Source organism: Polaribacter sp. HaHaR_3_91 (assembly GCF_019278525.1).
Taxonomy (GTDB): Bacteria; Bacteroidota; Bacteroidia; order Flavobacteriales; family Flavobacteriaceae; genus Polaribacter.
In genome coordinates this window covers 1660984-1685484 of record NZ_CP058986.1, presented here as the reverse complement: position 1 = coordinate 1685484, position 24501 = coordinate 1660984, and the positions used below count along the sequence as shown (strand labels likewise).

The 24501-nt window shown below is 30.3% G+C and carries 22 protein-coding genes; 10 read left to right on the top strand and 12 right to left on the bottom strand.

Features of this window, described 5'->3' with window-relative positions; translation table 11 throughout:
* Positions 1-66: 66 nt before the first annotated feature.
* Positions 67-2169, bottom strand: a complete 2103-nt coding sequence (locus H0I27_RS07040) for a S9 family peptidase (protein WP_254713163.1) — start codon at positions 2167-2169, stop codon at positions 67-69.
* Positions 2170-2305: 136 nt separating this feature from the next.
* On the opposite strand from H0I27_RS07040, the gene H0I27_RS07035 reads away from it, so the two are divergent.
* The 4 genes from H0I27_RS07035 (at position 2306) to H0I27_RS07020 (ending at position 6062) form a co-directional block, all read left to right on the top strand.
* Positions 2306-2629 carry a YbaB/EbfC family nucleoid-associated protein gene (locus H0I27_RS07035; protein WP_218733124.1) on the top strand — a complete coding sequence of 108 codons (324 nt, stop codon included), beginning with the start codon at positions 2306-2308 and terminating at the stop codon, positions 2627-2629.
* A 6-nt stretch (positions 2630-2635) separates the two neighbouring features.
* On the top strand, positions 2636-2935 hold the full coding sequence (locus H0I27_RS07030) for a DUF2752 domain-containing protein (protein WP_218733123.1): 300 nt from the start codon (positions 2636-2638) through the stop codon (positions 2933-2935).
* A gap of 9 nt (positions 2936-2944) precedes the next feature.
* Positions 2945-3277 carry a CCC motif membrane protein gene (locus tag H0I27_RS07025; protein WP_218733122.1) on the top strand — a complete coding sequence of 111 codons (333 nt, stop codon included), beginning with the start codon at positions 2945-2947 and terminating at the stop codon, positions 3275-3277.
* Between the two features lie 148 nt (positions 3278-3425).
* Positions 3426-6062, top strand: a complete 2637-nt coding sequence (locus H0I27_RS07020) for an AsmA-like C-terminal region-containing protein (RefSeq protein WP_218733121.1) — start codon at positions 3426-3428, stop codon at positions 6060-6062.
* Between the two features lie 623 nt (positions 6063-6685).
* On the opposite strand, the gene H0I27_RS07015 is transcribed toward H0I27_RS07020, so the two are convergent.
* The 10 genes from H0I27_RS07015 to hemA form a co-directional block, all read right to left on the bottom strand.
* The gene (locus tag H0I27_RS07015) at positions 6686-8320 is read right to left on the bottom strand and encodes a tetratricopeptide repeat protein (protein ID WP_218733120.1); all 1635 of its coding nucleotides are present in this window, start codon (positions 8318-8320) and stop codon (positions 6686-6688) included.
* A 136-nt stretch (positions 8321-8456) separates the two neighbouring features.
* Positions 8457-9362: an oxygen-dependent coproporphyrinogen oxidase gene (gene hemF, locus H0I27_RS07010; protein WP_218733119.1), complete on the bottom strand. Its 906-nt coding sequence runs from the start codon at positions 9360-9362 to the stop codon at positions 8457-8459.
* A complete protein-coding gene (locus tag H0I27_RS07005; RefSeq protein WP_218733118.1) occupies positions 9359-9988 on the bottom strand; it encodes a hypothetical protein in 630 nt (209 codons plus the stop codon). The genes hemF and H0I27_RS07005 overlap by 4 nt, the downstream gene beginning before the upstream one ends.
* On the bottom strand, positions 9985-10731 hold the full coding sequence (locus H0I27_RS07000; RefSeq protein ID WP_218733117.1) for an EI24 domain-containing protein: 747 nt from the start codon (positions 10729-10731) through the stop codon (positions 9985-9987). The genes H0I27_RS07005 and H0I27_RS07000 overlap by 4 nt, the downstream gene beginning before the upstream one ends.
* 123 nt (positions 10732-10854) lie before the next feature.
* Positions 10855-11199, bottom strand: a complete 345-nt coding sequence (locus H0I27_RS06995; protein ID WP_218733116.1) for a 5-carboxymethyl-2-hydroxymuconate Delta-isomerase — start codon at positions 11197-11199, stop codon at positions 10855-10857.
* A gap of 3 nt (positions 11200-11202) precedes the next feature.
* Positions 11203-12231: a uroporphyrinogen decarboxylase gene (gene hemE, locus H0I27_RS06990; protein WP_218733115.1), complete on the bottom strand. Its 1029-nt coding sequence runs from the start codon at positions 12229-12231 to the stop codon at positions 11203-11205.
* Positions 12232-12368: 137 nt separating this feature from the next.
* Entirely contained in the window at positions 12369-13658 is a 1290-nt protein-coding gene (gene hemL / locus H0I27_RS06985; protein ID WP_218733114.1) for a glutamate-1-semialdehyde 2,1-aminomutase, read from the bottom strand.
* Positions 13659-13749: 91 nt separating this feature from the next.
* Entirely contained in the window at positions 13750-14715 is a 966-nt protein-coding gene (gene hemB, locus H0I27_RS06980; RefSeq protein WP_218733113.1) for a porphobilinogen synthase, read from the bottom strand.
* Positions 14716-14844: 129 nt separating this feature from the next.
* Positions 14845-16437, bottom strand: coding sequence for a hydroxymethylbilane synthase (gene hemC / locus H0I27_RS06975; RefSeq protein ID WP_218733112.1), 1593 nt, complete (start codon positions 16435-16437; stop codon positions 14845-14847).
* A gap of 10 nt (positions 16438-16447) precedes the next feature.
* Positions 16448-17683 (bottom strand): glutamyl-tRNA reductase, encoded by a 1236-nt coding sequence (gene hemA / locus H0I27_RS06970; protein ID WP_218733111.1) that lies wholly within the window; start codon positions 17681-17683, stop codon positions 16448-16450.
* A 204-nt stretch (positions 17684-17887) separates the two neighbouring features.
* On the opposite strand from hemA, the gene H0I27_RS06965 reads away from it, so the two are divergent.
* The 5 genes from H0I27_RS06965 (at position 17888) to H0I27_RS06945 (ending at position 21996) form a co-directional block, all read left to right on the top strand.
* Positions 17888-18772, top strand: a complete 885-nt coding sequence (locus H0I27_RS06965) for an AraC family transcriptional regulator (RefSeq protein ID WP_218733110.1) — start codon at positions 17888-17890, stop codon at positions 18770-18772.
* Between the two features lie 48 nt (positions 18773-18820).
* A complete protein-coding gene (locus H0I27_RS06960) occupies positions 18821-19336 on the top strand; it encodes a TrmH family RNA methyltransferase (protein ID WP_218733109.1) in 516 nt (171 codons plus the stop codon).
* A 203-nt stretch (positions 19337-19539) separates the two neighbouring features.
* A complete protein-coding gene (hemH, locus tag H0I27_RS06955) occupies positions 19540-20556 on the top strand; it encodes a ferrochelatase (protein ID WP_218733108.1) in 1017 nt (338 codons plus the stop codon).
* 339 nt (positions 20557-20895) lie between these two features.
* Entirely contained in the window at positions 20896-21483 is a 588-nt protein-coding gene (locus tag H0I27_RS06950) for a CopD family protein (protein ID WP_218733107.1), read from the top strand.
* Positions 21484-21543: 60 nt separating this feature from the next.
* The gene (locus H0I27_RS06945) at positions 21544-21996 is read left to right on the top strand and encodes a hypothetical protein (protein ID WP_218733106.1); all 453 of its coding nucleotides are present in this window, start codon (positions 21544-21546) and stop codon (positions 21994-21996) included.
* 1 nt (position 21997) lies between these two features.
* Here the strand turns inward: H0I27_RS06945 and recR are convergent, their stop codons facing one another.
* Complete coding sequence (gene recR, locus H0I27_RS06940) at positions 21998-22615, bottom strand: recombination mediator RecR (RefSeq protein ID WP_218733105.1); 618 nt, start codon at positions 22613-22615, stop codon at positions 21998-22000.
* Positions 22616-22767: 152 nt separating this feature from the next.
* Here recR and H0I27_RS06935 point away from each other — a divergent pair, with 152 nt between their 5' ends.
* The gene (locus tag H0I27_RS06935; protein ID WP_218733104.1) at positions 22768-24198 is read left to right on the top strand and encodes a sodium:solute symporter; all 1431 of its coding nucleotides are present in this window, start codon (positions 22768-22770) and stop codon (positions 24196-24198) included.
* The last annotated feature ends 303 nt before the right edge of the window (positions 24199-24501 follow it).

The following is a 24501-nucleotide window of genomic DNA, read 5'->3' as shown; positions in this document are numbered from 1 at the left end:
ATCTTTGATTCTTGCAGCAAAAGTACGGTTAATCCTTAAATACTGAAACTGTTTTTAATACTTAATTTATTTGGTATCTAATTTACCCTCTAATGCTAAAAAGAAAGAATACATTTTAGCAGTTTCTTTTAAAGCATCAAAACGCCCTGAAGCACCTCCGTGTCCTGCTTCCATATTTGTTTCTAATAACAGTAAATTGTTGTCTGTTTTTAACTCACGTAATTTTGCAACCCACTTTGCTGGCTCCCAATATTGTACTTGAGAATCATGAAAACCTGTAGTAACTAAAATATTCGGGTAGTCTTTTGCTTTTACTTGGTCATAAGGTGAATACGATTTTATATAATCGTAATACTCCTTGTCATTTGGGTTACCCCATTCGTCATATTCTCCCGTTGTAAGCGGAATACTATCATCTAACATCGTAGAAATTACATCTACAAAAGGTACAGAAGCAATAATTCCGTTATACAGTTCTGGATTCATATTTACAATAGCTCCCATTAATAAACCTCCTGCAGAACCACCCATAGCGTATAAATGCTCTGGTGATGTGTAGTTGTTATCAATTAAATACTGAGAACAATCGATAAAATCATTAAAGGTATTTTTCTTATTCAACATTTTACCATCTTCATACCATTCTCTTCCTAAATATTCGCTACCTCGGATATGTGCCAACGCATAAACAAAACCTCTATCTAATAAACTTAAACGAGTGGTAGAAAAACTATCTGGAATGGTATATCCGTAAGAACCATAAGCATATTGCAATACCGGTGTGTTATTATTTAGCTCTGTATCTTTATGATAAACCAAAGAAATAGCTACCTTTTTACCATCTCTAGCACTTACCCAAACACGTCTGCTTATGTAATTTTCTTTCTTAAATTTACCTCCTAAAACTTCTTGTTCCTTTTTAACCTCTTTAGATTGATCCTTCATATTGAAATCAATCACAGAACTTGGTGTTGTAAAAGAATTGTATGAATAACGAATAATATCTGTATCGAAATCTGGATTTGCATACACGCCCACAGAATAGGTTTCTTCATTAAAAGGTAAGTAGTAATCCTTGGTTTCATCCCAACGCTTAATACGTATTTTATTTAAGCCATTAGTACGCTCTTCTAAAACTAAATAGTCTTTAAATATTGAAAAATCTTCTAATAAAGTATCATCTCTATGCGGAATTACATCTACCCAATTCTCTTTTGTAGTATTTGTAATTGGAGTTTTCATCAACTTAAAGTTAATGGCATTATCTTTATTCGTTAACAAGTAAAAATAATCTCCAAAATGCGCAACACTATATTCTAAATCTCTTTCTCTAGGTTGTAGCATTGTAAATGCTCCTGTTGGATTATCTGCATCTAAATACTGTGCTTCTGTAGAGATTGTATTATAAGACCCAATAATAATATATTTATCAGATTTAGATTTGGTTACATACGTACCAAATGTATCGTCGTTTTCATGAAAAACTTCTACATCTTCAGAGGTTGGTGTACCTAGAACATGTCTAAAAACCTTTTCACTTCTTAACGTTTCTGGGTTCTTTTTGGTGTAAAAAATAGTTTTATTATCGTTTGCCCAAACAGATCCTCCTGTTGTGTTTTCTATAATATCTTTATAAATTTCACCAGTTTCTAAGTTTTTAATTCTTAAAAAATACTGTCTTCTACTTACAGTATCTGTTGCAAAAACAGCTAATTTATTATCCGAAGAAATATTTAAACCTCCTAATTGATAATAATCGAAATCTTTAGCCATTTCGTTTACATTAAAAAGAACTTCTTCGTCTGCCTCTAAATTTTCTTTTTTACGGCTATATATTGGGTATTGATTCCCTATTTCATAACGCGTAATATAAAAGTAACCGTTGTCTTTATAAGGTACAGAAGAATCGTCTTCTTTTATTCTACCTTTCATTTCTTCGAATAATTCTCCTTGAAACGGTTTTGTATATGCAGTTACCTCATTATAATAGGTGTTTTCCTCTTCTAAATAGTTTACTACTTTTTCAGTTTGAGTGTCTTTATCTATGGCATTTTTTTGCTCATCAGACAAACGCATCCAAAAATAATTATCTATTCTAACATCTCCGTGTTTTTCTAACTTTGTAGGCTGTTTTTCTGCTACTGGAGTTTTTGCATCTGTACTTTTCATGGTCTCATTTTTACAAGCGGTTGCAAATGTAAGACTTAATACAACGAAAGGAATAACTATTTTTCTCATTTTTGGTTGATTTAAATTCTTATAAAAATACTAAATTTGTAACAAACTTAAATTTTAATAAAAAAATATGTTAGGAGACTTATCAGGAATGATGAATAAGCTTAAAGAAGCTCAGCAAAAAGTAGAAGAAACAAAAACAAGATTAAACACTGTTTTAGTAGATGAAGTAGCCGCAGATGGTAAACTAAAAATAATATTAACAGCAAACAGAGAAATTAAATCTATTTCTATAGATAATTCTTTGCTTGAAGATGCCGAAGAATTAGAAGACTATTTAATTCTTTCTTTAAATAAAGCTATCGAAAAAGCAACTAAAATTAATGATGCAGAAATGGCTGTTGCCGCTAAAAGCGGAATGCCAAACATACCAGGAATGGACATGTTTAAATAATTAAATATGTTTTTAATTACAAATGATTATTTGCTGCCTTGTTTAAATAAATCTCTTTTCGGGATAGATTGTCCAGGTTGCGGAATTCAAAGAGCATTTATGCTGCTTATAAAAGGAGACTTTGTAGCTGCTTTTAAAATGTATCCTGCAATTTACACATTACTATTATTTGGTCTATTTATATTGATAACCTTTAAATCGAGATTTAAGAACAAGCAGAAAATAATTATATCATTTGCAACGATAAACGTGCTAGTTATCGTAATTAGTTACTGTATTAAAATGAAACCTTTATTTACACTTTAAAAAAAATTAATGGAAAAACAAAATTTACCCAATGCAACCACTTCTTTAGTACTTGGTATTTTATCTTTAGTAACTTGTATTTGTTATGGAATTATAGGGCTGCCTTTAGGTATTATCGCTTTAGTTTTAGGTAACAAAGCTATAAAAGAATACAATTTAAACCCAGAAAACTACAATAGCGTTGGTAACGCTACTGCTGGGAAAATAACAGGAATTATTGGTATACTCTTAAACGCAATTTTTTTATTGGTAATTGTATGGTTCTTTTACCAAATAGGTCTAGCAACTTTAGAAGACCCAGCCTTATTAGAACAAAGAATAAATGAAATATTTGGGCAATAACACCAATATATACTAAACTACCAATACTGTAATTCTTACCAAGAGTTACAGTATTTTTTTTCAATTCATTTATATTTAACGTTATATAAACACATTAAAGAGTGTCTAAATTGTATTTTTGCTGTTGATATTTAATCAACTTAAAAAAATGACAAATACCGAAAAGAAGAAAAAATCTTTAGTCTCAAAAATTCTTAAATGGGGTTCTATAACTGCTCTTGTATTGATAATAGCAGTAATTTCAATTCCCTTTTTGTTTAAAGATAAAATTGTAGTGATGGTAACCAATACCATTAACAACAATATAAACGCAACGGTAACTTTTAAAGAAGCAGACCTTAGTTTACTTAAACACTTTCCATTAATTAGTTTAACGGTAAACGATGTGGTTGTAGCTAATAAAGCACCGTTTGTTGGTGATACTTTATTCAATACAAAAGAATTAAGCTTATCTTTAAAACTAACAGAGCTTTTTAAAAACTCTAAAGAAACGCTTTCTATAAAAAGTATTGCGACCAAAGAAGGAGATGTCAATATTATATTTGATAAAGAAGGAAATGGAAATTTTGATATCGCAAAAGCACCCGAAGAAACGCCAACAACAAGTAGCGAAAGTACTTTTTCATTAAACATCGAAGACTATGAGTTGGAAGACATTAATTTTAATTACATAGACAGAGGTAACAACACCAAAATGAGTTTAGATAGTATTTACCATTCTGGTGAAGGAAATTTTGCTGAAGATGTTTTTAACTTAGATACCCAAACAACAGGTTATTTATCTTTAGACCTAGACAAAACCAACTATTTAAGTAACGTAAAAATTTCTTTAGATGCCGTACTTGGTATCGATTTAAAAAACAGCAAATATACCTTTAAAGAAAATACAGGCTATATAAATCAATTGCCTTTAGAGTTTGATGGTTTTGTTCAATTAGTTGATGAAAACCAATTATATGACCTTAATTTTAAAAACCCTACCTCATCATTTAAAAATGCATTGGCTTTATTTCCGAAACAATATGCAGGTAATTTAGAATCTATTAAAACGGAAGGTAATTTTGAAGTAAATGGTGTGGTAAAAGGAACGTTGTCCGAAAAAACAATACCTACATTTAATATCGAAATTATTTCAAAAAATGCTTTGTTTAAGTATGCCGATTTACCAAAATCTGTAACCAACATAAACATAGATACTAAAATTGTAAACAAAACAGGTTTTGTTAAAGACACATATGTAAATATTGATCAATTCAACTTTAAAATTGATGATGACACTTTTGCTGCAAACGGAAATTTCAAAAACATTACCACCAATCCGTATATTAATTTAACAGCAAAAGGAACTATTAATTTAGCTAATATTGGTAAAGTATATCCTGCTCCTATAGAGCAAGAGTTAGAAGGTCTTTTAAATGCAAATATTTCTACTAATTTTGATATGAACTCTGTTGAAAAAGGAACCTATCAGAACATTAAAAACTCTGGGAACATAACACTTAGTAACTTTAAATATGATGGTAAAGATGTTGCTAATACTTTTTATATTGATAAAACATCTATCGTTTTTAATACAAACACCATTAAATTAAACGAATTTAAAGCTAAAACAGGTAGTTCTGATTTAGCTATCAATGGAAATTTAGATAATTTTTACGGTTTCATTTTTAAAGATGATGTTTTAAAAGGAAACTTTATTTTAAATTCTAACAATTTAAAAGTTGGCGATTTTATTGCAGAAAGTACACCTGTTGTAACAGAAGAAAAAACAAATACAGAGACAGCAGCAAACTCAACCTTAAAAATACCTGCTTTTTTAGATGTAACTCTAACTGCAAATGCTAAAAAAGTAATGTATGACAATATAAACTTAACCAATGTTTCAGGACAATTGATAATTCATGATGAAACAGTAGATTTAAAAAATTTAAAATCTGATATTTTTGGTGGTAATATTGGTTTTGACGGTAATGTTTCTACCCAAGGAACTACACCTAAATTTAAAATGGATTTAAACCTATCTAAATTAAATATTGGAGAATCTTTTGGTGCTTTAGAAATGTTAAAATCTATTGCTCCAATAGCAAAAGCCATAGAAGGAAAAATGAATTCTACAATTACTGTCTCTGGTGATTTAAATAAAGATATGACACCTAATCTAAAAACCATTACTGGAAATTTATTAGGACAGTTGTTAGACACTAAACTAAAAGCTAGTAATTCTAAAATGTTAACCACACTAACAGAAAAAGTAAGTTTTTTAGACATAAATAAACTAAACTTAAACGAAGCAACTGGGGCATTTTCTTTTAAAGATGGTAAAGTTACTGTAAAACCAATTCCTTTAAACTATCAAGATATTGGCTTAATAATTTCAGGGACACACGGTTTTGATCAATCTATGAATTATAACTTAGTTTTTGATGTTCCTGTAAAATATTTAGGTACAGATGTAACCAATATAATAGCTAAACTAACAGCTAAAGATGCTGCAAGTATTAAAAGTATTCCTGTAAACGGAACCTTAACGGGTAGTTTTAATAGCCCTAAATTTACTTCTAATATTAAAGACGCTACAACAAATTTGGTAAAGGATTTAGTTGAAAAACAAAAAAATCAATTGATAAATCAAGGAAAAGATAAGTTGAAAGATTTAATTGGTGGTGACACTAAAAAGGATTCTACCAGTACAGAAACGGCAAAAGATAAGGTTACCGATAAAGTAAAAGATGTTTTAGGTGGTCTTTTTGGAAATAAAAAGAAAGATACTGTAAAGAAAAATTAATATCGGTTCTTTTAATTAATACAACGATTCTCATAAGCCATATCAAAAGGACACTTCACGTTATTTAATAAACTGAAATATCCTTTTGTATGGATTTATTATTTACTGCAGAGTTACAGTCTAAAGAACATACTAATTAACTTATTTAAAAAAAATAGAAATCATGGCAATGGTATCCATATAAAAAAAGCTATTTACAATGATATTGAGTTGATTTATTCTCTAAGAGTTCGTTTCGTTTAAGAGATGCAAAATTTATATTTTTATCATTTATAAAAATATAATAATTAGTAAAAAGCAAAGAAGATTAAAAACTGTAAGTAATAGAAATTATGTTACGATTTAAACTTATTGTGTGATTAAAAATATTTGTAAAGCTTTGTAAATAAAAAAGCAACTTATTTCTAAGTTGCTTTAAAAGTTTAAAATGGTGATAAAATATTTTGGGGGAAAATTAAATATTTTAGGGGAATCACTTATTATATAATCAAATGTAAATAATAAGTCTAAATTTTACACTAAAAAAAAGGTAACAAAAAGTAACAAAGTATTTTTAAATCGTAACAAAAAGTAACAAAAAGACAATACCTAAACATCAAACAACTGAAATACAGTAAATTAAACTACACTTCTAACTTTTGAATAAACATCTCTAATTTTTCACCTTTAGGTACATTCATTTTCTTTCTTATTCTGTAGCGTGTAACTTTTATTGCATCCGAACTTGAATTTCTAATTGATGCTATTTCCTTAATCGATAAATTTAACCTTAATAATGAACATACTTCTCTTTCTGTTTTAGTAAGCTCTTTATAAGTGATAACTAACATATTATTAAAACCATCATTAATAATATCAATCTTATTTTTAACCAAAGTTAATTTACTATCTGTTGTAATTTGTTGCTGAATTTTAAAAGATAAATCTTTAATATAATTTTTCACTTCAACTGAATCACTCGATTCTCTTTGATTTTTAAGTTTTAATAAAAGTTGTTTTAAAAACTCTAACCTCATAGAATTATCTGCAACCAAACTTCTTATATCTGATTCAGATCTTTTGAACTTTTCCTGTAAAACCTCTTTTTTAATTTTTTCTTTTTCTAAATTTCCTTGTATTATTTTATTTTTATTAACTGAATTTCTATAAAATAAAAAAACAAGAGGGATACCCAATAATAAAAAAACAAAAATTATAATTAAATACAACCTCTTCTCAAAAACTTCTTCTTGATTTAATATTTGCAAATTTTTGGTTTCCACTTTGTGTTTATTTACTAACTCGGTCTCTTCAAGTGTGTTTGTTAATTGAGATTTAAAGATAGAGTCTGAATAAGTTTTATACTTCTGTTGATATAGATAAGCAGATTTGTAATTTTTCAATGAATAGTTAACCTTTGAAATTGAATTATAAGATTTTGCTAACCGTAGTTTAAAACTTTCTTCTTCAGCTACCACAATAGCAGAATCTAAATATTTTTCAGCTTTATCATATTCGTTCAATTCACTATATGCGGCCGCAATGTTATGGTAATTTACAGTTATAAGTAGTTTCTTATTTTCCTTTTTAGCATATTTTAAAACTAAACTTCTAATATTTATTACTTCAGCATATCTTCCCTGTTTATAATACGTATTCGCTATGTTATTATAAACATTATAAACTCTATTTTCTTTCTTTATTTTTTTAAAAAGGTAAAGTGCTTTATTATAAAAATAAATTGAGGAATCTAATTTTTTTAATCTAGTGTAGTAATTCCCTAAATGTAGATAACCTTTTCCTATTAATGTTTCACTTCCTCCTTCACTTAATTTCAATCCTTTTTGGTAGAATTCAAATTCTTTATCCATTTGATTTTTATATCGATATACATATCCAATATCAAAATAAACAGAGGCTAAACGTTCTAAATCATTATTATCTTTAAAGATATCTTTTGCTTTATTAAAATACCTGAGACTTGTACTTAAATTTCCTTCATTTTTCTCTACAAATCCTAATTTAAATAAAGCTCTACCTTCCATCAAATTATTCTTATCCTTATTTAAAGCCAAAGCTTCTCGATAAAAATATTCCGCTTTATTACTATTTTTAGAATAAAAATATTCACCACATTCATATAAAAACAGTGCTTTTTTTTCGTCTGTTTTTATAGATTTTACAATTTCTTTTTTTGAAATAAAAATGGAATCTAAATTCTGAGAGTTGGTTTTTAAAATAAAAAGAAATAAAAAAGGGAGTATTATTTTGAAGTACATTTTTTTGTCAGTCTATTTTTACTTTTACAAAACAGTAGATATCACAAAAGTTAAAGCAAAATACAACTAAAATTAATATCAATAAAAAAAACGATGTAAAAAAAGGCAAAACGAATCGTTTTGCCTTTTTTATCTTTTAAGAAATCCATTCTTTAGGATTTTCTAAAACCTTAATCAACCTTTCTTCTTCAGAATTTTCTTCTGGTTGATGGTTGTATTTCCATTGTACAATTGGCGGCAAACTCATTAGAATACTTTCTATTCTACCGTTTGTTTTTAAGCCGAACAAAGTACCTCTATCATGCACTAAATTGAACTCTACATAACGTCCTCGTCTTACTTCTTGCCAATCTTTATGTTCTTTTGTAAATGCTATTTCTTTTCGCCTTTCTACAATTGGCACATAACTTTCTAAAAAACTGTCCCCTACTTCCGTAACAAAATTGAATCTGTCTTCTATAGAAAACTGCTCTGTTTCCTTTTGATAATCGAAAAATAAACCTCCAATTCCTCTTGCTTCTTTTCTGTGAGCATTCCAGAAATACTCATCACATACCTTTTTAAACTTCGGATAAAATGCTGGATCATGTTGGTCGCAAGCAGATTTACATACTGTATGAAAATGAGTAGCATCTTCGTCAAATAAATAATAGGGCGTTAAATCTTGTCCTCCACCAAACCATTGAGTAACGATGTTTCCTGCTTCGTCATACATTTCAAAATAGCGCCAATTTGCATGCACTGTTGGCACAAAAGGACTTATTGGATGTAAAACGAGACTCAATCCACAAGCAAAAAAGTTACCTTCTTTTACTTTAAATTGTTTTCTTAATGCTTCTGGTAACTCACCATGAACAGCAGAAATGTTTACACCACCTTTTTCAAAAACTTTTCCATTTTCAATCACACGAGTTCTTCCACCTCCACCTTCTTCTCTTTCCCAAAGGTCTTCTTGAAATTTAGCACCACCGTCTACCTCTTCTAGCTTACAAGTAATTGTGTCTTGTAAGTTTTCTATGTATTTATAAAATTGATCTTTCATTTAATTGCAATTTTAGTCATATTTATTTTTTTAGTGGTTAGCAATAGCGTTTCTACTACAGCCAAAAAGCAATAATAAAAAAAAACAAAGCTAATAGCCGTATGTGGTCTCTCCATAAACTCTCCACTTGCTGTTAAAGTTTCAAAATACCCCGACGAATTTAAAAATTCTTGTGTTAGTCCTAATTCTCCAAAAACACCATTTGAAAAAAGAGTGATAAAGATAAGTATTAAGTATAAAATTGCTGCCGAAATAGAAAACAGTATCGCTCTACTTCGTATTTGAATATCGACTTCTGAAAAGGCAAAGCGCATTCTATTTAATACAACTAATAAGTATATAATTAATATATCATTGCCTTCCATTGCAGACGAAAATCCCCAGGCAAATAAACCATAAAAAGGCACCAACAGAAACAAAGATAATCTTTTAGGCATAACAGCCATAAATACTCCTGAATGTACCATTATAAACTCAAAAACCATTAAAATAGCCATTGAAGATATTTTAGAAACATCAGAAGCTTCTGGTTGAAACCAAATAACAGAAAATTGATAAGCAATAATAAGTTTCATTATTATGCCTGCATACTCAAAAGGTTTATCGTATTTTTTTAAAAAATTCACTTATTATTTTCAGTATTTAATAAGGCAACCGTTTTTACAGATGCAGCTGTTACAGAAAGTGGTAAAACGATAATGATTCCTATTACAGGAATTAGCATGCACATCATAAAAACAATTCCATTACCAATAGCAAAACCTCTCTTTTTTCCAACAAAGTTGATGCTATCTTTATAGTTAAAATGTCTTTCTAAGGTATAATCCATATTTCCGAAACCGACATAATAAGCTTGTAATAAAAATAATAAAGCGGTAAAAAAAATTCCTATTATGGGAATAAAACTTAATAATAACAACGGAATCGTTAATAATAACTCTTTACCTATGTTTCTTAAACTAATTCTAATTCCTCTAATTAATTGTTCTTGAAAGCTTGTTCTTCTGTGGTTGTGTTTTAAATTTCCATTGATATGAATTTCTATCTTTTCTGATACAGGACTCATAAATGGTGCTGATAAAGCCATTACAATATGTTTGTACAATAAAAACCCAATAACCAAAACAAAGAGACCTCCAATTACGGATGTAATGGTTGTAAATGTTTCTTTTCCCCAGTCCCAAACCCATATTTTAGCTAAAAAAGCACCAATATTATCGGATAATCCGTACGCTGTAAAACCAATAATTGTTGCCGTTACCACACTAATTACTATTGGAATTATAAAATATTTCCATAGTTTTAATTGAGATATTAAACCAAAAGAACCTGCGTAGGCACTTATGCCTGAAAATATATTTTTAATCATTAGCGTTGGCTTGCGTTAGCGATTGAAATGGCATCCTTTTTACTTTTTCTGTAAAAAGATATACTGGAAAGCGCGACTTTATGCTGATTTTTTTCAGCATAAAGTAACGCCCATATAATGTATCTAAATCATAGATTTATTACAGTAAGTATTAGCTTCAAAGTCTCTTATATTCATAGAAATAACGGGTACTTTAGGAAACAATGTAGTTAAGGTAGCTACAATTGCGTAAGAAAGATCTGATTTTTGATCACTAGTTCTTCCTTCCATTATATTACCAAAAACATGAATAAAATCTGCTGATTCACTTTGTACTAAAGAGTGTTTATAAGGATTTAAACGTACTTTAATATCATCTCTATCAAATAACCCCGTAGAAAAAGCCGTTTCAAAAACGGCTTCTAATACTTTTCTTGGTTCTCGTAATTCTAAAATGTTTTCTGAACAATCTAAAATAAAATGTGGCATTTTTTAGTCTGCTTTATATTCTTTTACAGCATCGATAAATGCTTTTGCGTTTTCTAAGGGAATGTTTGGTAAAATACCATGCCCAAGGTTTACAACTAATCTGTCTTTACCAAATTCATTAATCATTTGATGTACCATTTTTTTGATCACCGCTGGTGGAGAAAACAATCTTGTTGGATCGAAATTACCTTGTAGCGTAATTTTTCCGCCAGATAAATAACGTGCATTTCTTGGAGAACAAGTCCAATCTACACCTAAAGCCGAAGCGCCAGATTTAGACATTTCGTCTAAAGCAAACCAACATCCTTTACCAAAAGCAATAACAGGAATTTCATCTTTTAAAGCATCGATAATTTGCTGAATATATTGCCAAGAAAATTCTTGATAGTCTACTGGAGATAACATACCTCCCCAAGAATCAAAAACCTGAACAGCATCTACACCTGCAGCTACTTTTGCTTTTAAATAAGCAATGGTTGTATCTGTAATTTTCTGTAATAAAGAATGAGCTAACACAGGGTTTGTAAAGCATAATTCTTTTGCTTTATCAAAGTTTTTAGACCCTTGCCCTTGTACACAATAGCAAAGAATCGTCCATGGAGAACCTGCAAAACCGATTAATGGTACTTCATCATTCAGTTTTTCTTTGGTTGCTTTAATAGCCTCCATTACATAGCCTAAAGTATCTTGAATATCTGGAACAATTACTGAATCTAAATCTTTTTGAGTACGAATTGGATTCGGTAAATAAGGTCCGAAGTTTGGTTTCATTTCCACATGAATATTCATTGCTTGTGGAATTACCAAAATGTCTGAAAATAGAATTGCAGCATCCATTCCGTATCTACGAATTGGTTGCACTGTAATTTCTGATGCTAACTCAGGAGTTTGACAACGTGTAAAAAAATCATATTTCTTTTTGATTTCTTGAAATTCAGGTAAATATCTTCCTGCCTGACGCATCATCCAAACAGGTGGACGGTCTACAGTTTCTCCTTTTAAGGCTCTTAAAAATAAATCGTTTTTTATCATTTTTTAGCTTTTGGCTATTAGCTTTTGGCTATTAGCTATTTATGATTATTGAACGTCATTGCGAACGTAGTGAAGCAATCTGCTAATTCATACGGAGATTACTTCGTCATTCTTCCTCGTAATGACGATTTATATATTTACATTTTTGAAACAGCTAACATTCCCTTATCAATCGCTTCTGCTATTTTCTTTATATCCTTATCTGATAATGCTGATGATAAAAACCATGCTTCAAACTGACTTGGAGGTAAGAAAACTCCGTTTCTAATCATTTCCCAGAAAAACACAGCAAACTTTTTAGTATCTGACAACTGTGCTTCTACAAAATTAGTAACTTCACTATTTACAAAGAAAGGATTTAACATAGAACCAAACCTATTTACAGTTAAAGCAACATTGTATTTCTTAGCAGTTTCTAATAAAATCACCTCTAAAATACTACCAGTTTCCTCGAATTTTTTATACGGATTTTGCTTTTTCAGTTCCGTTAAAGTAGCGATTCCTCCTGCCATTGCAATTGGGTTTCCACTTAACGTTCCTGCTTGATACATTCCACCTAAAGGCGCAACTTCTTGCATAATTTCTTCTCTTGCTCCGTAAGCTCCAACGGGGAAACCTCCACCAATAACCTTACCTAAACAGGTAATATCTGCTTCTACACCTAGTAATTCTTGCGCTCCACCAAACTTAGAACGGAAACCTGTCATTACTTCATCAACAATTAATAACGCTCCTTTTGTTTCTAAATACGCTTTTAATTCTACTAAGAAATTATTTTCAGGAATTACAACCCCCATATTACCAGCAATTGGTTCTATAATTACACCAGCAATATTGTCATCATTTTCAAAGTGTTTTTTTACACTATCTAAATCGTTATAATTAGAAATTAATGTGTTTTTTACAGCGCCTTCAGGAACACCTTTAGAACCTGGTAAACTTAATGTTGCCAAACCAGAACCTGCCGCTACTAATAATGCATCTTGATGCCCATGGTAACAACCTGCAAATTTTATAATTTTATCTTTTCCGGTAAATGCTCTTGCCAAACGGATTCCGCTTAAAACAGCTTCTGTACCAGAGTTTACAAAACGAACTTTGTCCATTCCTGGGAAAGCGTCGCAAACAATTTTTGCTAATTTTATTTCATTTTCTGTTGATGCACCAAAAGAATATCCCTTTTGTAATGCTTTTTCAACAGCTTTTTGCACTTTTTTATGTCTATGACCTAAAATCATTGGTCCGTAAGAAAGCACTAAATCTATATATTTATTACCATCTACATCGGTAATTTTAGTCCCTTTTGCTTTTTTGATAAACAACGGATTCCCTCCAACTGATGAAAAGGCTCTTACAGGAGAGTTTACAGCTCCTACTAGATTTTTTAATCCTTTTTTATATAATTTTTCTGATTTCTTGAAATTCATTTCTTTTGTTTTTCTGTCATTGCGAACGTAGTGAAGTAATCTACACTTATTAATTTAAGAGATTACTTCGTCATTCTTCCTCGTAATGACGTTATTTCTTCAACAATACCTTAGCTGCTTCTTTTGCAAAATACGTAATAATAATATCTGCTCCAGCTCTCTTCATAGACAGTAAGCTTTCCATCATTACTTTTTCGCCATCAATCCAACCTTTTTCTGCAGCAGCTTTTACCATTGCATACTCTCCGCTTACATTGTAACATGCAATCGGACGATCGAAATTATTTTTTAAATCTCTAATAATATCTAAATAAGACAATGCTGGTTTTACCATTAAAATATCAGCTCCTTCTTGATCATCAAAAGTTGCTTCTCGCATTCCTTCGTCTCTATTTGCAGGATCCATTTGATAAGTTCTTCGGTCTCCAAAAGTAGGAGCAGAATCTGCAGCATCTCTAAAAGGACCGTAAAAAGCGGATGAATATTTTACAGCATACGCCATAATTGGTAAATCTACAAAACCTGTATTGTCTAAAGACTGACGAATCATATCAATCGTTCCGTCCATCATTCCCGATGGCGCAACCATATCTACACCTGCTTTTGCATGCGAAATAACTTGTTTTGCAATATTTACTAACGTAGCATCATTATCTACATCATTGTCGTGTATAATTCCGCAATGACCGTGAGAAGTATATTCACAAAAACAAACGTCTGTAATTACATATAAACTTGGGTAGTTTTTCTTGATAAAACGAATTGCTTGTTGCATAATTCCGTTATCATTCCAAGTTTCTGTTCCTTCATCATCTTTTGTTGATGGAATTCCGAATAATAAAACGGCAGGAATATTTAATTCGACCACCTCATCTAATTCTTTAGAAATTCTATCTAAAGAAAAACGTTTGATCCCTGGCATAGAAACAATTTCAGTTTCTATATTTTCTCCTTCTTCAATAAAAAGTGGATAAATAAAATCGTCTACAGATACTTTAGTTTCTCTAACTAATCTTCTAATTCCTTCTGTTTTTCTTAATCTACGAGTTCTAAACATAACTTTTACTTATGTCAGGTCGAGCGCAGTCGAGACCTAATTTATAAAAACCTCTCGACTGCGCTCGAGGAGACATTCTTTATTATTTTTAATACCTGTAAAATTAGATCCTTTATAGGAAATACGTCTCTATCTTGAATAATACAAGTTCACCAATTCTAAAAGGCTGTCTACACTTGGCATGTTTGCTACTTCTACTTTTTCAAAATATTTTCTTGCTTCTACCGCTGTCGTTTCTCCAATACAAAAAGCAACTCTATCTGGGTTGTTTTCTTCTAAATAACTTTCAATTCCTGATGGACTGTAAAACAAAACTCCAGAAACTTCATCATCAATTTTTTCTGAACTTAACATAGTCTTGTAAGCCTCTACTTCCGTTACTTGTATTCCTTCAGCTTTTAAAGAAGCTGGTAAAATATCTAACCTTAGATTACTACAAAAATAGGTTACTTTTTTAGTATCCAATTCTTCTGCTAAATATTCCGCTAATTTCTTAGCATTTTTTGCAGCGTGCGCAACTTTACCTATTCTGTTTTCAATTAGTTTTTTAGTTCTTCTACCTACACAGTAAATGTTCTTAAAATTCATTTCTTCTCTTGTGAAAGAATTTAAAAGTGCTTCTACTCCATTCTGACTTGTGATAATAACGTTTTCTATTTCGTTTTTCATCACCTTAGCAGGAATTCGATTAAAACGGATTTTAATAAAATCGCTATCTTTTACGCCAATGGTTTCAGATACTATTTCTTTTTGAAGCTCAGAAAGTTTCTTTGTAGAAAATATATTTTGTAATGTTTCAACAGCATCTTCTGCGTCTTCTGCCATTAACTCTTTTCCTCCTTTATTAATTACATAATCTGCGCAATCTTTAGCCAAATAACGATGGCTTCCCATTTTTGCATTTTTAGTAACTGTAATTTTTTTAGTACCGTCTTTTTTTAATAAAACTCCTTTAAAAACTACTTCTTCGGTTCTTGCATCAATATAAGCCAAAGCTCCAATTGGTGCAGTACAACCACCTTCTAAAAGGTTTAAAAATTCTCTTTCTATACCAACACAAACCTTTGTTTCGTAATGATTTATTTGCTCACAAGCATCTCTTACAAAATCATCTTTTTCTAAACAAGCAACCATAATTGCTCCTTGCGCTGGCGCAGGAACCATCCATGTTAACGGAATTGCTTCTGCATCTCTTAAGCCTAATCTTTCTAAACCTGCAGCAGCAAATATTGCTCCGTTCCAAGTTTCACTATTCTCTAATTTTTCTAAACGTGTGTTTACATTACCACGTATTCCTTCTACTTTATGAGTTGGGTAACGATCTAACCACATTGCTTTTCTACGGATACTACCCGTTGCAATAACACCATCTGGTTGTCCAAAAAACTCTTCGTTATCTTTTAAAACCAATACATCTATATAATCTGCACGCTTTAAAACAGCAGCTTGTATAATACCCTGAGGTAAAACAGTAGGCACATCTTTTAAAGAGTGTACAGCAATATCAATATCGCCATTTAACATAGCAACATCTAAATTCTTAGTAAAGACACCTGTTATTCCTAATTCATATAAAGGTTTATCTAAAACAATATCGCCAAAAGATTTTATAGGTACTATCTCAGACTCATAGCCCAACTCCTTTAATTCTTTGCGCACTTTATTAGCTTGCCAAAGCGCTAATTGGCTATCGCGAGTTCCTATTTTTATTATTTTCTGCATGGTATTGTGGTTAAGATTTAAAAACCTTATTAATTACTTGTAGGCTTTGTGTAACAGATGTTTCTTCATCTTTTAAATGTTTCACAAATTGGGTGGTTATTTTCTGTATAAAACGTGAAGTTAAGATTTCTGCCTGACTTTCATCAAAACCAGCAATTTTTTTCTTCTGAAAATTAATTTCGTCGTTTGTAATATTTTCTAATGATTTCTTTAAAGCTGCAATTGCAGGCGTAAATCTTCTATGGTTTAGCCATTCATTAAATTCTGCTTTGTGAGTCTCTATAATAGCTTCTGCATACGGTACTTCTTGTTGACGAACCGCTAGAGTTTCATCAGTAATTTTAGAAAGCTCATCTATATTTACTAAAGTAACTCCATTAAAGTCAGTTACATCTTTTGCCACATTTTCTGGCATTGATAAATCTAAAATTAATAAATCTTTATTCTTAGCAATAAGTTCTTTTGTAATGGTAGGTTTATCTGCTCCTGTAGAAACAATTAAAACATCTGCTTTTTCTATTTCATCAGATAAGTTTTCTATTACTGATTTTCTAATAGTAGCATGTTCTTTTACAAATTCTGTTGTTTTCTCTTCCGTTCTATTAATTAGACAAACAGATTTATTTTGCGTGTATTCTGCTAGGTTTTTACAAGTGTATTTCCCCATTTTACCTAAACCAAAAACTAAAATATTTTTAGAATTATAATCTGGTAAATGTTTAATAAGATATTGAATAGCAGCATAAGAAACAGATGTTGTTCCAGAGCTTAACCTTGTTTCATTTTTAACTCTTTTACTTGCTTGCAATACAGAGTTAATTAACCTTTCTGAATACGCATTGGTCGTTTTTAAAGATTTTGCTACTTTATAAGACTGTCTTAATTGCCCTACAATTTCGTAATCTCCTAAAATCTGACTCTCTAAACCGGTACCAATTCTAAATAACTGATGTATTGCTTCTTGGTTTTTATAAACATTAGAAACTTTAGAGAACTCCTGGATGGTTCCTTCAGAAAACTCACACAACAATTCTATTAATTGACATGGTCTTTCTGCAAAACCGCTTATTTCTGTTCTGTTGCAGGTAGAGATAATAAAGACCCCTTTATACCCTCTCTCTTTTGAAAGTTTTAACAACGAAACTTGATTTTCTTTTGATAAAGAAAATTTTCCACGTGTGTTAGCATCCGCTTTTTTGTAACTAACGCCAATATTATAAAAGTGCTCTTGCCTGTGCTCTTGCATATTATTCTAAAAGTTGGACAAAAGTATAAACTTCAATTAGAAAAAAATGTCGCTTAAAGGACTATTTATATCGTTATATGTTTTTTAATTAATTTTTATCCATAAAACACCCTAAAAGCATTACTTTTGCTATGTAATTGAGTTTTTATTTCTTTTTATATAGAATGATTCTAAATAAAAAAAATGAAACTAAAAAGATAAGATATGTTCAAAAATGTCGGAGAAAGTACATTTGAAGAAATTACTTTAGAAAAAGGGTTTTATGTGCTTCATTTTCAGAACGAAAGTAAAGAAGTAGAAAACTTTGAAAGGAAAATAAATAATGCCTTTATACAAATTCACTTTTGTTTAAGAGGGAAATCTAAATTTTTATTTAATAATGGCACCTACTCTTTTGATGTTCTAGACAATAGAGCAATTTTATTATACAATCCGCAAGGAGTTTTACCCATCAATTTAGAGATTCAACCAAAAACAACATTGGTTTCATTGTTAATTTCTATCGAAAAATTTCACTCCTTATTTTCTAAAGAATCTGGTTACATTCCTTTTTTAAGTAATGAGAACAGTAACAAGAAATATTACGATGACACAGAAATAAAACCAACTGTTTCTATTATTTTACAACAAATTATCAATTCTAAAACAAATAACTCTATTAGAGATTTATATGTTAGAGGTAAAGTATACGAATTGTTAAGCATCCATTTTCAGAAAGAAGAAAATCCAGAAGGCGAGTTTTGTCCGTTTTTAGTAGATGAACAGAATGTTTTAAAAATTAGAAAAGCCAAAGAAATTATTATTGCAAGAATGGCAGAACCACCAAGTTTGCAAGAACTAGCAAATGAAATTGGTTTAAACATAAAAAAATTAAAAGAAGGTTTTAAACAAATTTACGGAGATACTGTTTATAGTTTTCTGTTTGATTATAAAATGGAATACGCTAGAAAATTGTTAGAGAGCAATCAATTTAATGTAAATGAAGTTGGTGTAAAAGTTGGTTATAGTACATCTAGCCATTTTATAGCAGCATTTAAAAAGAAATTTGGCACAACGCCTAAGAAGTATGTAATGAGCTTAAAAGAGTAAGCAAAAATAAAAGTACATCTTTTTAAAAAACTTTGAAACAAAATTAATTTGGAACAATTAACACATTACGATATAGAAAACAATCAAAAACAATTTCCGATAACAATTGTTTGCGATGCCATTAGAACACCTGAAAACATAGGAATGTGTTTTAGAATTTCGGAAAGTTTTGGAGTGCAAAAAATTTATTTTCACGAGAATTCACCTTCTACAGAAAATAGAATTGTAAAAAAAACGGCAAGAAATACGGTAAATCAAATTGAACATGACGTTTACAACAATTTTGATGCGCTAATACAGCAATTAAAGCAAGAAGGAAACACCATTATTGGTATAGAAATTACTGATAAAAGCATCGATATTCAAGATTTTAATTTTAAAAATTATGAAAAAATCGTATTACTTTTGGGGAGCGAAAGAAATGGAATTGAAAACATAAATTTACTGGACGAAACAATTGCAATACCAATGTACGGTAGAAACTCTAGTATGAATGTAATACATAGTTTAGCGATTACATTATATGAAGTTACAAATCAGTTGGCAATAAGCAGTAAGCAGTAAGCAGTAAGCAGTAAGCAGTAAGCAGTAAGCAGTAAGCAGTAAGCAGTAAGCAGTAAGCAGTAAGCAGTAAGCAGTAAGCAGTAAGCAGTAAGCAGTAAGCAAAAATAAAATTCTGAAACAAGTTCAGAATAAAAAATAAAATAACAAAAGTCTATTTTTTCAATCTAAAAACTTGAAATTTTAAAACTTTGAAACTTTTTTAAATGAAGGGAATATTACTTAACAATTTAGGATCACCAGACTCTACAGAAACACAAGACGTTAAAAATTATTTAGGAGAATTTTTAATGGATGAACGCGTAATTGACATTCCGTATTGGAAACGTTGGTTACTAATTAACGGAATTATACTACAAACAAGACCAAAAAAAGCAGGTGCCGCTTATAAGAAAATCTGGTGGAAAGAAGGTTCTCCGTTAGTGGTAATATCTCAAAGATTTACAGATAAAGTGATTAAAAAAGTAGACCTACCAGTTGCCTTGGCAATGCGCTATGGTTCTATGACCATGGAAAAAGGGATTAAAGAATTGGTTGATAAAGGGGTTACAGAAATTTTTTTAGCGCCATTATATCCTCATTACGCAATGTCTTCCTACGAGACAGTTGTTGTAAAAGCTGAAGAAATTTTAGCTGAGAAATACCCACAAGTAAAATTAGACGTTTTACCTGCCTTTTATAACGAGCCTGATTATATAAAAGCAATGAGTAATAACATTGCCAATCATTTAGAAGGGTTTGATTACGATCATATTTTATTTTCTTACCATGGAATTCCAGAGCGTCATATCATGAAATCAGACGTTACCAAAAACCACTGTAAAATAGATGGTTCTTGTTGCGAGCGTAACTCTGTTGCACATCACACATGTTACAGACATCAATGTTTTGAAACAACCAAAGAAATTGCGAAAACCTTAAATTTAAAAGAAGGCACGTATAGCAATTCTTTTCAATCTCGTTTATTAAAAGACCCTTGGTTAAAACCTTATACCGATTTCGAAATTGAGAAATTTCCAGGTGAAGGTAAAAAGAAATTAGCCGTTGTTACACCAGCTTTTGTTGCAGATTGTTTAGAAACTTTAGAAGAAATTGCCATGGAAGGTAAAGACGAATTCATGAAGTTTGGTGGTAAAGATTACAAACACATACCATGTATGAATGACAATGACGATTGGGTAGATGTAATGGTGAAATGGATTAACGATTGGAAGAACAAGTAAAATTATAAGAAGCTATTTCCTGCTTTACATTATATCTTTTTTCTTCTGTTCTCGATACAAATTTGCAAAAAAGCAAATTCACTCAAACTGACAGAAAAAAGGATGCCATTTCAAATGCAAAGCATTCAACGACTCAATAAAAATTTTAAAGTGGAGTTAATCAGGGCTAAACTTGTTTGCAAACAAATAGTGAAACATAAAGCACATTTAAGTTTTCATATTTCATTTCGAAAATAACTTTCTTAATCGATTGAGAAATCTAAAGATAAATAAATTTTAGACACTCTTAATACTTCTTTCGAGATGACATCGATAAGAATAAATAAAAATTAAAAGATTATGGATTTCCTATACGTAAAAGCACTTCACATTATTTTTGTTGTTACTTGGTTTGCAGGGTTATTTTACATTGTTCGTCTATTTATGTATCACGTAGAAGCAGAAAAAAAACCAGAACCTGCTAAAGAAATTTTACAAACTCAATACAAATTAATGAGCAAAAGATTGTGGTATATAATTACCTGGCCCTCTGCTATTTTAGCAAGTTTTTTTGCTTTCTGGATGTTGTATAAAAATCCTGTTTATTTAGAAATGCCTTGGATGCACATAAAACTTACTTTTGTTTTAGCATTATATGTTTATCACGGCTTATGTCATAAAATATACAAACAGCTACAGAATGATGTTATAAAATACACAGCATTCAAATTAAGAATTATAAACGAAGCACCAACAATTATTTTATTTGCAGTAGTCTTTTTAGTAACACTAAAATCTGCCATAAATTGGATTTGGGGCGTTGTAGGTATTATCCTTTTTGGAGTAATATTGATGTTAGGGATTAGACTCTACAAAAAAATAAGAGAAAAAAGATCTTGGGAAAAAGCTGAGAGAGAAGTTTTGGAAAGTGATGATAAAAAAGAATAAGTAAATAAAACTCATTTCAACATAAACTATTTTAAAAATTGATCTCTTTGATTAAAAAATATGAAAAATAAAATTTTAGCATTCTCTATCCTTATCATCTTATTTTCTTGCACTTCTAATGATGACCAACCAGAATTTTATGGATTGGGAGATTTTAGCGGTAATTTTAGAGTTAGACAATTTACCCCTTCAATACAAACATATTGTACAGGTAGTTCTGTTGACGACTCTATTGATTTAATCATTAATTCTGATGACAGCTTTATTCATAGAAAATACAAAAGAGATGCTAATAATAATTGTGTATACTCAGAAACCTTAACTGGTAAATTTACAATAACCCATAGCCGTTATAATAAAATTTGGGGATCTTTTAAATACGACAACTCTGATGTTGAAAACTACTTTAGTCTCAATCCAATTATTGACGGAAAACATCACGAAATTATTTTTGACTTTGAAAATCCTAACACGGAAAATCCTAACCAAATATTTTTTTACAGAATCGATTAAATTACCCTCTTATACTTTGTTCAAACGGAATTCTATTTACAATAGACCTACCTAGAGTAACTTCATCTGCATATTCTAATTCATCACCCACAGAAATTCCTCGTGCAATTGTAGATGTTGTAATCTCAAATTTTTCTATTTGTTTAAAAATATAAAAGTTAGTCGTATCACCTTCCATCGTAGAACTTAAAGCAAAAATCAACTCTTTTACTTCTCCGCTTTCTACTTTTTTAACTAAACTTTCTATTTTTAAATTCTGAGGACCAATTCCTTCAATCGGAGAAATTTTTCCTCCCAAAACATGGTACAATCCATTAAATTGAGATGTACTTTCTATCGCCATAACATCCCTAATATCTTCTACCACACAGACAATCTCCGGCTTTCTTTTTACATTATTGCAAATATCACACAAAGCTGTATCAGAAATATTATGACACTTTTCACAATTCTTTACATCATTTCTTAAATGCAATAAAGCTTCCGATAGAAACTTTGTATTGTCCGAAGGTTGTTTTAATAAATGTAATACCAAACGCAATGCAGTTCTCTTACCAATTCCGGGTAAACGAGACACCTCATTTACGGCGTTTTCTAAAAGTTTTGATGAAAAATCCATAACTGCAAATTTAACTCAATAAAAAGAAAAGATTCAAGAAAAACATTCTTTTATAATTGAAATACTTATCTATTTTCTTTCCCCTAATATCTATTCTCTATTCACTAAAAATCCTATATTGTGCATCATAATTCAACATTCGTAATTACTACATGCAACCACTTTACATACTACTATTAATAGTCGCTTATTTTACCGTATTAATCGGTATTTCTTACCTCACCGGAAAATCTGCAGACAACAAAACCTTTTTTAAAGCAGACAACGCTTCACCTTGGTATTTAGTTGCCTTTGGTATGATTGGTGCTTCACTTTCTGGAGTTACCTTTATTTCGGTTCCTGGTTGGGTAGAAACAGATTCTATGAGCTATTTTCAAATGGTTTTGGGTTATGTTGTTGGATATGCCATTATTGGTTTGGTTTTACTTCCGTTGTATTACAAACTAAATTTAACGTCTATATACACCTATTTACAAGATCGTTTTGGTAATTATTCTTACAAAACTGGTGCTAGTTTCTTTTTACTTTCTAGAATAGTTGGCGCTGCATTCAGACTCTTTTTAGTAGCAAATGTGTTACAAGCAATTTTATTTGACGCTTACGGAGTTCCGTTTTGGGTAACCGTTTCTATCACAATTCTCTTAATTTGGTTATATACTTTTAAAGGAGGTATCAAAACCATTGTTTGGACGGACACTTTACAAACCTTATTTATGCTAATTGCAGTAGGCGTTTGTATTTACACCATTTCAAGCGAAATGAAAATTGACAATCTATTTACCTATGTTGCCGATAGTAAAATGTCTAAAACCTTCTTTTTTGATGATATAAAGGCTGGAAATTATTTCTGGAAACAATTTTTATCTGGTGCATTTATTGCCGTTGTAATGACCGGTTTAGACCAAGATATGATGCAAAAAAACTTAACCTGTAGAAATTTAAAAGATGCTCAGAAAAATATGTTTTGGTTTACCATTGTGTTGGTAATTGTCAACTTTTTCTTTTTAGCTTTAGGTGTTTTATTAACAGATTACGCACAACAAGCAGGAATTGAAGCACACAAAGACGAGCTTTTTCCTATTATTGCAACACAAGGAAACTTAGGTTTGGCTACTGCTCTATTCTTTTTATTGGGTTTAATTGCAGCAGCTTATTCTAGTGCAGACTCTGCGCTAACATCTTTAACTACTTCTTTTAGTATTGATATTTTAGAGATTGATAAAAAGAAGGATAAAGATGAACAAGAAAAAATAAGAAAGAAGATTCATATTATTTTCTCTTTTGTCTTGATTGCAACCATTTTAATCTTTAAATATTTTATTGCAGATGCAAGTGTTATTGCTAAAATATTCACATTTGCAGGCTATACATACGGACCTTTATTAGGTTTATATGCTTTTGGAATGTTTACCAAAATAAAAGTAAAAGATAAATTAATACCTGCCATTTGTATAATTGCTCCGATTCTTACGTATGTAATTAGTTATTATTCTAAACAAAAATTAGGTTTTGACTTTGGCTTTTTTGTGTTGGTTTTAAATGGCCTTTTAACTTTTATTGGACTGTATTTAGCGAAGAAGTAATTTAGTTTGTTTCTAACTTTGTTTTTAGATAAATTCGCTAACTTCTGATATAATTATTAAAACGAGGATATATCATCAAATAAATGAACCATTTGGTTATAATTTGATACTTAATGAATTTGAAAAGTATAATTTTGAGATAGTATTTCACCAAAATCACAAGACTGGATAAAAAATGATATCAAAAAAATTCTTAAAACAACAAATGTTAGTATAAAATCGAGTGATTCGTTATTAGAACTATAATAACCAATTGCAACACCGTATAAATTTTATTGCGGTTTTAGCTCACTTGGAAAATTC

Excerpts from the sequence above, each read along its gene's own strand:
- H0I27_RS07040 (WP_254713163.1), bottom strand. The coding sequence starts at position 2,169 with ATGAAAAGTACAGATGCAAAAACTCCAGTAGCAGAAAAACAGCCTACA.
- H0I27_RS07035 (WP_218733124.1), top strand. The coding sequence starts at position 2,306 with ATGTTAGGAGACTTATCAGGAATGATGAATAAGCTTAAAGAAGCTCAG.
- H0I27_RS07030 (WP_218733123.1), top strand. The coding sequence starts at position 2,636 with ATGTTTTTAATTACAAATGATTATTTGCTGCCTTGTTTAAATAAATCT.
- H0I27_RS07025 (WP_218733122.1), top strand. The coding sequence starts at position 2,945 with ATGGAAAAACAAAATTTACCCAATGCAACCACTTCTTTAGTACTTGGT.
- H0I27_RS07020 (WP_218733121.1), top strand. The coding sequence starts at position 3,426 with ATGACAAATACCGAAAAGAAGAAAAAATCTTTAGTCTCAAAAATTCTT.
- H0I27_RS07015 (WP_218733120.1), bottom strand. The coding sequence starts at position 8,320 with ATGTACTTCAAAATAATACTCCCTTTTTTATTTCTTTTTATTTTAAAA.
- hemF (WP_218733119.1), bottom strand. The coding sequence starts at position 9,362 with ATGAAAGATCAATTTTATAAATACATAGAAAACTTACAAGACACAATT.
- H0I27_RS07000 (WP_218733117.1), bottom strand. The coding sequence starts at position 10,731 with ATGATTAAAAATATATTTTCAGGCATAAGTGCCTACGCAGGTTCTTTT.
- H0I27_RS06995 (WP_218733116.1), bottom strand. The coding sequence starts at position 11,199 with ATGCCACATTTTATTTTAGATTGTTCAGAAAACATTTTAGAATTACGA.
- hemE (WP_218733115.1), bottom strand. The coding sequence starts at position 12,231 with ATGATAAAAAACGATTTATTTTTAAGAGCCTTAAAAGGAGAAACTGTA.
- hemL (WP_218733114.1), bottom strand. The coding sequence starts at position 13,658 with ATGAATTTCAAGAAATCAGAAAAATTATATAAAAAAGGATTAAAAAAT.
- hemB (WP_218733113.1), bottom strand. The coding sequence starts at position 14,715 with ATGTTTAGAACTCGTAGATTAAGAAAAACAGAAGGAATTAGAAGATTA.
- hemC (WP_218733112.1), bottom strand. The coding sequence starts at position 16,437 with ATGCAGAAAATAATAAAAATAGGAACTCGCGATAGCCAATTAGCGCTT.
- hemA (WP_218733111.1), bottom strand. The coding sequence starts at position 17,683 with ATGCAAGAGCACAGGCAAGAGCACTTTTATAATATTGGCGTTAGTTAC.
- H0I27_RS06965 (WP_218733110.1), top strand. The coding sequence starts at position 17,888 with ATGTTCAAAAATGTCGGAGAAAGTACATTTGAAGAAATTACTTTAGAA.
- hemH (WP_218733108.1), top strand. The coding sequence starts at position 19,540 with ATGAAGGGAATATTACTTAACAATTTAGGATCACCAGACTCTACAGAA.
- H0I27_RS06950 (WP_218733107.1), top strand. The coding sequence starts at position 20,896 with ATGGATTTCCTATACGTAAAAGCACTTCACATTATTTTTGTTGTTACT.
- H0I27_RS06945 (WP_218733106.1), top strand. The coding sequence starts at position 21,544 with ATGAAAAATAAAATTTTAGCATTCTCTATCCTTATCATCTTATTTTCT.
- recR (WP_218733105.1), bottom strand. The coding sequence starts at position 22,615 with ATGGATTTTTCATCAAAACTTTTAGAAAACGCCGTAAATGAGGTGTCT.
- H0I27_RS06935 (WP_218733104.1), top strand. The coding sequence starts at position 22,768 with ATGCAACCACTTTACATACTACTATTAATAGTCGCTTATTTTACCGTA.